The following is a 7,939-nucleotide window of genomic DNA, read 5'->3' as shown; positions in this document are numbered from 1 at the left end:
CGAGCGGCAGGCCGGGCATATTGTGCATGGCGTAGACCGCGTCGCAAGGAAAGCGTTCGAACAGGCCATCTTCCATCATGGCCCGTGCGCCGCAGAGGTTTTCCTCGTCCGGCTGGAAAATCAGGTTCAGCGTGCCGTCGAAATTCTTCGTTCTTGCGAGATACTCCGCAGCAGCGAGCAGCATCGTCGTATGGCCGTCATGTCCGCAGGCATGCATGTGACCATGGTTCTTGCTCTCCCACGGAAGCCCTGTAGTTTCAAATATGGGCAACGCATCCATGTCTGCACGAAGACCAATGATGCGCGTGCCGCTGCCGTTTTTAAGCTGCGCCACAACGCCGATGCGGCCAACCCCAGTCTCAACTTGATAGCCCCAGTCGCGCAAGCGATTTGCGACTAGCTCGGCGGTGCGGGAGACTTCGAAACCAAGTTCAGGATGGGCGTGGATATCCCGGCGCAACGCACTGAACCGCTCGGCGTTCGCAACGATATCGCCGACCAGGGAATTCTTCTGCATGAAACACTCCGATTTAGTGCGGGCTACGCCGATGTCGCACGAGGCCCGCGTGAGCAGGAAGCCCATAGCGTCTACCTCCCGCCCTCCCGGGTCAAATCGAAGGTTTTCATACGTATAACATTTAGTTTTGGCTTCAAACAAAATAGAAATACGAATTTTGTGGGCCTGTTCAGGGGACGGTCGTACTGCGCGGTCCATGCCGTCGCTTTAGCGTACTTGGTCAATGAAGTGCAAAGAAAAGAACAACCTGGGCAGCTTCGACAGGCCCGGCGTTCCGGGGCTGAAGAGCCAGAGCGTCGGCCAGGTGGGTATGACGTACGACTTCAAGTTCGTGAAGCTCTACGGCCAGTACATGTACACGTACGACGACCAGCAGGTCACGAGCTGGCACGTGAACACGGGACAAGGCGGCGTAACGGCGCCGTTCGGCCCGGGTTCGATCAAGGCGTCGTACGCCTACCCGCGCAACGGCGGCGGTTCGAACCAGACCCGTCAGACGGCTGCTGCGGGTTACGACTACCCGCGGTCCAAACGCACGGACGTCTACGCGCTTATCTGTACGACCACATCACCGGTCAGTCTAGTGGCAATACGCACGGCGTCGGGCTGCGCGCGAAGTTCTAGGCGCGTGCGTCCCGCTGGGCGCGTTTGCCTGCAAGCGCCGCCTGGCGGACCAGCCGGTTCGCGTCATTGCAAAGCCCGCCTTCTACCGAAGGCGGGCTTTGTCGCTTCTGGACCAGGTACAGCGCAAGGTTTGCCGGTCATTTTTTGATAAACCCGGCAAAATGACGCGCACTAATTCGTGAAGCGAGCGATTGAGATGGATATCTGCGGCGGCATGGCACGCCGAAGAGCGTCGCCGATCTCGTGCGCCACAATTATTTGCAGTACGCGGCCGTGTCGGTGCCTGAAATCGCGACGGGCGAAAACTCGTCGCGTTTGCGTCTATCGGGCAATCTCATCGTCAACCATCAGGAGGCGCAGCGCGTGCTCGTTCTGCAAGGCGTAGGCATCGCGATGCTCGGCACCGAGGTGATCGGCGTCGATCTGGCCGAGGGTCGTCTCATGCCCCTGCTGTGGACGAAGTGCCGCCGCGGGAGTTGCCGATTCATGTGGTCTACGCGAGCCGGCGGCATTTGTCGGCCAAGGTGCGCTCGTTTGTCGACTTTCTCGCCGAGCGCTTCACGAACGAGTCGCAGTGGCCGTCGCTCGACCAGATCAGGGCGTTGGCGGGGCCACGGCGTGCCAGCGCCTGAATACCGCAAGCGCGCGGTGCCCGACGATGAGAAGGTGTTTGAGGGCTGCCCAAGCGCTGCAGTTCGACTTGTACGGGAACTGCCGCGAACCGCAGCGCCTCGAGCATCGCGCGTCCGAGTCAACCGGCCATTCGTCTGCCTTGCCTCAACGCGCAATGCCCAGTCGCGCCTTCGCGTCGTCATATTCCTTCTTCAGGCGCTGCACCAATTCGCCCACGCTCGGCACATCGTCCATCAGACCGACGCCCTGGCCTGCGCCCCAGATGTCCTTCCAGGCCTTCGCCTTGTCACTGCCGAAGTTCATCGCGCTCTTGTCCGATTGCGGCAGCGCGTCCGGATCGAGCCCCGCGTTCACGATGCTTTCGCGAACGTAGTTGCCGTGCACGCCGGTGAACAGGTTCGTGTAGATGATGTCGGACGCGGTAGACGTGACGATCGCCTGCTTGTAGCTGTCGACCGCGTGTGCTTCCTGGGTCGCGATAAAGCGCGTGCCCATGTACGCGAGGTCCGCGCCCATCGCCTGCGCGGCGAGAATCGAGTCGCCGCTGGCAATCGAGCCCGACAGCACGATCGGGCCGTCAAATATGCGCCGCACCTCGCCGACCAGCGCGAACGGCGAGGTCGTACCCGCATGGCCGCCCGCGCCCGACGCCACCAGGATCAGACCGTCGACGTCCGCTTCCAGCGCCTTCTGCGCATGCCGCAGATTGATTACGTCGTGCAGCACGATGCCGCCATAGCTGTGCACGGCGTCGACGATTTCACGCTCGGGCGCGCGCAAGCTCGTGATGAAAATCGGCACCTTGTGTTCGACGCACACGCGCACGTCGTGCTCGAGTCGCGAATTCGACTGATGGACGATCTGGTTGACGGCAATCGGGCCAATCACCGCGTCGGGGTTAGCCGCGCTGTGTTCGGCGAGCTGCGCCTGGATCTGGGTGAGCCATTCGTCGAGCAATTCCGCGGGGCGCGCGTTCAGCGACGGGAACGACCCGACGATCCCAGCCTTACATTGGGCCAACACGAGTTCGGGATAGCTGACGATGAACATCGGCGAAGCAACGACGGGCAATGCAAGGTTTTGCAGAACGGCGGGCAATGCCATAGTGCGAGTCTCCTGATTTGGACGGACCGGCGTGTGTGGTGCGCGGCGTTTGATGAGTTTAGCGGCACATGGAACGACATACACGGCAAGCAGCGCGGAGGCTGGCTGACGCTCGCGCTGCGTGCCGATCGCGGCGCGCGTTCGGCCAGGCCGGTCAGCCCGACCCATGTTCGCCCGAATATTTACGAACGGTCGTTCTATTATAGGCGAAACGAGCCGGCTGCGCGTCGTCGGATCGTTTGGAACAGTTGGAAGGAGAGTTCGGGTGGCGGATTCAACCGGTCATTGCAACACCCATCGTTTCTGCCTGTTTTTCGGCAGGGTTCATAAATTGCAAGGTCTGACGGGGGCGACCGTTCAGACGCGCGGCAACCTTGTTCAATTGTGCCTGCGAATAACCGTCCACCGGCTCCCCTTTGGGGAAGTACTGACGCAGCAGTCCATTCGTGTTTTCGTTACTGCCTCGTTGCCATGGGCTCCGCGGATCGCAGAAATACACCTGCACGTCCGTGGCAATCGTGAAGTTCCGGTGGCTCGCCATCTCTGTGCCTCGATCCCATGTCAGCGATCCACGCAATTCTTTCGGCAGTCTGTTCACCTGCTTTATCAGCGAGGACACCACACTGGCCGTGTCCTTGCCTGCAACCTTGACCAGCATCACATAACGCGAGTGCCGCTCCACCAGGGTGGCAATGTAGGTGTTGTTCGAGCCCGCGAGCAGATCGCCGTCCCAGTGACCGGGCAGCACGCGGTCCTCCACTTCGGCCGGCCGTTCGCTGATCGACACGCCCCCGATTATCCTGCCCCTGTTCTGGCCGTTTGCCGAGGCGCTCTTCGCCTGGCGCATCGTACGGTTCGTACGATGCGCGACGAGTTCCTTTTTAAGGACCCGCGTGCCAGGACGAACTGGCTGCGGTGATCGTCTCGTGAGATATCTGCATGTTCTTGTTGACCCGGAACTCGCGCCTGAGCCATCCCGCTATCTGTACAGGGGCCCATCGTAATTTGAGCTTGGCTGCAACCAGCCGGCGCAGGCGCGCGTTGCCCGCCAACGCACACGCCTTGGGCCGGCGCTCGCGCTCCCAGGTGTGCGCATCAGCCTCGTGTGCCCGATACCTGGGGCTACCGCCATTGCGCGAAATCTCCCGGCTGATGGTCGATTTCGCCCCCCAGTTGCCGTGCAATCTCACCCATCGTTCTGCCAGCACCCAGGGCTCGCGATATCTCCTCACGTTCGGCAAGCGTCAGTGACCGGGCAGATCGCTTACGGGCGACCGGAGAGATGCCCCCGGTCTTGTGCACGACCCGATAGACCCCACTGGGCTGCCGTTCGAGCATGCGCGCAATTACGCTCAACGACTCGCCCTCGCGCCACATCCTCCATATCTCGCGCTTCTGCTCCGCACTCAGCCAATGCTTTCTCTGGCGTTCCATATTGCTCCACTCTCAGATTCCGTATTGGAACAGAGGTGTTGCATCGACCGGTTGAATCCGCCCTGTCCGCGCCGAATGAATTTTGAGCCACCGCGCCGATCGAGCTTTGAGCCGGGGTGGAGACCGCCCTGAAGAAGGACCGGTTGTGGATAAGTGTATGGGTTTCCGGAGTGGTTGTCCTCCTTCGGTCGATTCCCTAAATGACTGATGAGGAAAATTTCATCGTGACGCTATCTCAAGGCTCGGCGCGCCGCTCTGAGAAAAGCAGAATCGCACAGAAACTGACGAAGCACGATACCCCGACGTACCACGCCGCGGACATTGGGTCGCCTGTCGTTTTGATGAGCCATGTCACGACGAACTGAGCCGTTCCGCCGAAGAACGTCACGCCGAACGCATAGGGAATTGCGAGACCACTGGCTCGCACGCGCGCTGGAAATGCTTCGAGCAGAAGAAGCAGGCCGACCCCTGAGCCGAGAGCCATTACCGTGCTTATCACGCCAACACCCAAGAGCACGGCGAGGGTTGAGGGTGCGTGAGTGATCATTCGGAACACCGGCAGGACCAGCATCGCATTGCAACCGAAGACAAATAGCACCAGTGGCTTACGACGCCTCAGGCGGTCGGCAAGGAGCCCGGATAAGGGCGAGACGACGAGCAGAATCAATGCTGAGAGAGCCGCTGACAGATAGCCGGTGGTCGGCGGCATGTGCATGACGCGGGTCAGATAGCTCGGCATGTAGTAAACGATCACGTATGTCAGCACCGTGCTACCCATTAACATCAGTGTCGCCAGCACGATCTTTCGGCCGTGCTCACGGCAGAGCTCGCCTAGCGGTGTACGAGCGAATCCGGCCGTTGCGGTGGGCACCTGTATTTCGTCAAGCTGCTGGCGCACGTACAGACCGACCGGGGCCACCAGCAGGCCAACAAGGAAGGGGACGCGCCAGCCCCAAGCCGCGAGATCGACTGGCGTCAGGGTCCGTGTCAGCACTACGCCCAGCGATGCGCCTAGCAGGGCCGCCGCGCCCTGGCTGGCCGGCTGCCAGCTGACCAGAAAGCCGCGGCGAGAGGCCGGACCAGCTTCCATCAAGTAAGTGGTGGAAGCGCCGACCTCGCCACCGGCAGCGAAGCCTTGGAGGAGGCGGCCTGAAATGACAATCAAGGGTGCCCCGATGCCAAGCGTTGCAAAGGATGGACAAAGTCCGATCACAGCGGTGCCCAGCGCCATCAGCCAGACGGACATAGTCATCGCCGCCCGGCGGCCGACACGGTCCGCATATACCCCCATCACCATCGCACCGAGCGGCCACGTGAAAAAGCCCACACCAAAGGTGCCCACCGCCATGAGTAGGGAAGTGAGCGAATCGGTCACCGGAAAGAACTGGGCACCGATCACGCCTGCGAAGAAACTGAACACGGTGAAATCGAAGATTTCGAGGCCGTTGCCGAGCGAGGTCGCTAATATCACCTTGCAAAGCCCGGGTGCGGTCTTCGGGTTGACGGCGGCCGGCGCGCAGGAGGCGATCCGGGTCGTGCGCATGGTTGGTTGCTTCCTATGGTTGGCTGGAACACGTAACGCCTTTCGCAGCAAGACGTGGAGCATCACCAGACATAAGTAACAACGCAAATGAATTGTTCTTGGGGGTATAAGGTTCGGTTATGTAAGCGGCCCCCGTGAGCCTCTGCGCGCCCAAGAGACCGGTATTGCCAAGTTTCGCGCAACGCATCGCTCGAATCGCTTGCAGTAAATTTTTATCAAAGGTATCGTCCGGTCGTTCTGCAATGCAGCGCGGGAGAGATCGTTAGACGTTTGTGACGACGCCGACGGAGCAACCGCCCCGGAAACTCTCAGGCAAAAGGACCGCGCGGCAGGGACATCTGGAGAGCGGCGCCTTGCGCGTCCACCGAAGGGGATTCTCTGTCCACAGCCTGCATCGGGCTGGTCGGCACACGGGAAGAAACTCTCAGGTACATGGACAGATGGGGCATCGACGCCGGCTTCGACACTGAATCGACACCGGTGATGCTCAACTACTCTGGATCATGTCATGTCACGAATCGCCATCATCGGCGCCGGGATTACCGGCGTCACGACTGCTTACGCCCTCGCCCAGCGTGGCCACCACGTTACCGTCTTCGAGCGGCATCGCTATGCGGCAATGGAGACGTCCTTCGCCAACGGCGGTCAGTTATCGGCCAGCAATGCCGAGGTGTGGAACAGCACGGCTACCGTGCTGAAGGGTTTGCGCTGGATGCTCACGCGCGACGCTCCGCTTCTCCTCAACCCGACGCCGACATGGCACAAGTATTCGTGGATGGCCGAGTTTCTGCGGCAGATACCGAACTACCGTGCGAACACGGTTGAAACAGTGCGGCTCGCGTTAGCCGCGCGCGAGCATCTGTTTTCAATTGCGGAGAAAGAAGGCATCGACTTCGATCTCGAACGGCGCGGAATTTTGCACATCTACAAGACAGAAAAGGAATTCAACGCAGCATGCAAAGTAAACGAACTACTGCGCGAAGGCGGACTTGACCGCAATCCGGTGAGGGCGAGCGAGTTGCATGGCATCGAGCCCACGCTGCATGGCGATTTTTATGGCGGCTTCTTTACGCCGTCCGACTCAACCGGCGACATCCACAAGTTCACGCGCGGGCTGGCTCAGGCCTGCGAACGGCACGGTGTTGTGATTCATTACGACGCGAAGATCACGTCGATCGAGCAACCTGCTGAAGGACGTTTTTCGCTGATGGTGAATCTCGCTGGCGACCCGCAGCCGCTCACGTTCGAGCAGATCGTGGTGTGCGCCGGCGTGAGGAGCCGCGATTTTGCGGCGATGCTGGGCGATCACGTGAACATTTATCCGGTGAAGGGCTATTCGATCACCGTCTGTCTCGACGACGAAAACAGCCGGCAATGCGCACCGTGGGTGAGCCTACTAGACGACAGCGCGAAGATTGTCACCAGCCGGCTCGGCGTGGATCGTTTTCGCGTGGCCGGCACGGCGGAGATAAACGGCTTCAACCGCGACATCCGCTCTGACCGCGTAGCACCGCTGGTGGACTGGACGCGACGCTACTTTCCCGAGATGTCTACATCCCGTGTGATTCCGTGGGCCGGCTTGCGACCAATGTTGCCGAGCATGCTGCCCAAGGTAGGCCGCGGAAAACGGCCCGGGGTCCTTTATAACACCGGGCATGGTCACCTAGGATGGACGTTATCGGCGGCGACCGCCCAAGCGGTCGCCAACATGGTGTAAATTTATTTTTTGCGGACGACGGAAGACTGCTCCAGTTCAGCGGACGGTTTTCTCTCGCCCGAAGGAGATAAGGAAGGTCTGCAAAAGTCCTGGCATTGACGTGAGCTTGGACTATCCTGGGAGCAGGAGAATTCAAGGAGCGACGTGATGACGCAAATGGATCTCGGCTTGAATCTGTCAACGAAGCGCACGCGCAAGCGCGAGTTTCTCGATGAGATGACACGCGTAGTGCCGTGGCAGAAACTGATTGCGCTCATCGAGCCGCACTATCCTAAGGGCAAGACTGGCCGGCCGCCGTTTCCGATCGCGACGATGCTGCGTATTCACTTCCTTCAGCAGTGGTTCAGTCTCTCGGACCCGGCGATGG

At 60.4% G+C, this 7,939-nt stretch carries 5 protein-coding genes, 3 pseudogenes and 2 riboswitches; of the genes and pseudogenes, 4 read left to right on the top strand and 4 right to left on the bottom strand.

The window, feature by feature from the left end:
• Nucleotides 1-517 (bottom strand): amidohydrolase (locus HHL24_RS42740; RefSeq protein ID WP_169491262.1); only part of this gene is annotated, 517 nt, incomplete at its 3' end.
• A 244-nt stretch (nt 518-761) separates the two neighbouring features.
• On the opposite strand from HHL24_RS42740, the pseudogene HHL24_RS42735 reads away from it, so the two are divergent.
• Both HHL24_RS42735 and HHL24_RS42730 read left to right on the top strand, forming a co-directional pair.
• A pseudogene (locus tag HHL24_RS42735) lies at nt 762-1,141 on the top strand (porin); the annotation flags it as partial.
• Nucleotides 1,142-1,342: 201 nt separating this feature from the next.
• A pseudogene (locus tag HHL24_RS42730) lies at nt 1,343-1,773 on the top strand (LysR substrate-binding domain-containing protein); the annotation flags it as partial.
• Nucleotides 1,774-1,918: 145 nt separating this feature from the next.
• Here the strand turns inward: HHL24_RS42730 and HHL24_RS42725 are convergent.
• From HHL24_RS42725 to HHL24_RS42715, 3 genes and pseudogenes are all read right to left on the bottom strand, one after another.
• Nucleotides 1,919-2,878: an NAD(P)H-dependent flavin oxidoreductase gene (locus tag HHL24_RS42725; protein ID WP_169491261.1), complete on the bottom strand. Its 960-nt coding sequence runs from the start codon at nt 2,876-2,878 to the stop codon at nt 1,919-1,921.
• Nucleotides 2,879-3,152: 274 nt separating this feature from the next.
• Nucleotides 3,153-4,312 (bottom strand): annotated as a pseudogene (locus HHL24_RS42720) (IS30 family transposase).
• Between the two features lie 235 nt (nt 4,313-4,547).
• Complete coding sequence (locus tag HHL24_RS42715; RefSeq protein ID WP_169491260.1) at nt 4,548-5,855, bottom strand: MFS transporter; 1,308 nt, start codon at nt 5,853-5,855, stop codon at nt 4,548-4,550.
• Nucleotides 5,856-6,095: 240 nt separating this feature from the next.
• A riboswitch (glycine riboswitch) is annotated at nt 6,096-6,189 on the top strand.
• A gap of 1 nt (nt 6,190) precedes the next feature.
• Nucleotides 6,191-6,298: riboswitch (glycine riboswitch) on the top strand.
• Between the two features lie 65 nt (nt 6,299-6,363).
• Between HHL24_RS42715 and HHL24_RS42710 the strand changes: the two genes are divergently transcribed.
• Entirely contained in the window at nt 6,364-7,572 is a 1,209-nt protein-coding gene (locus tag HHL24_RS42710; protein ID WP_169491259.1) for a D-amino acid dehydrogenase, read from the top strand.
• Between the two features lie 147 nt (nt 7,573-7,719).
• Nucleotides 7,720-7,939: transposase (locus tag HHL24_RS42705; RefSeq protein WP_169491258.1), on the top strand; the 220-nt coding region annotated here is incomplete at its 3' end.

It is taken from the genome of Paraburkholderia polaris, assembly GCF_012927345.1.
Lineage (GTDB): Bacteria > Pseudomonadota > Gammaproteobacteria > Burkholderiales > Burkholderiaceae > Paraburkholderia > Paraburkholderia polaris.
Note: the sequence above shows the minus strand (reverse complement) of the source record. Positions and strands in the feature narration are given on the sequence as shown.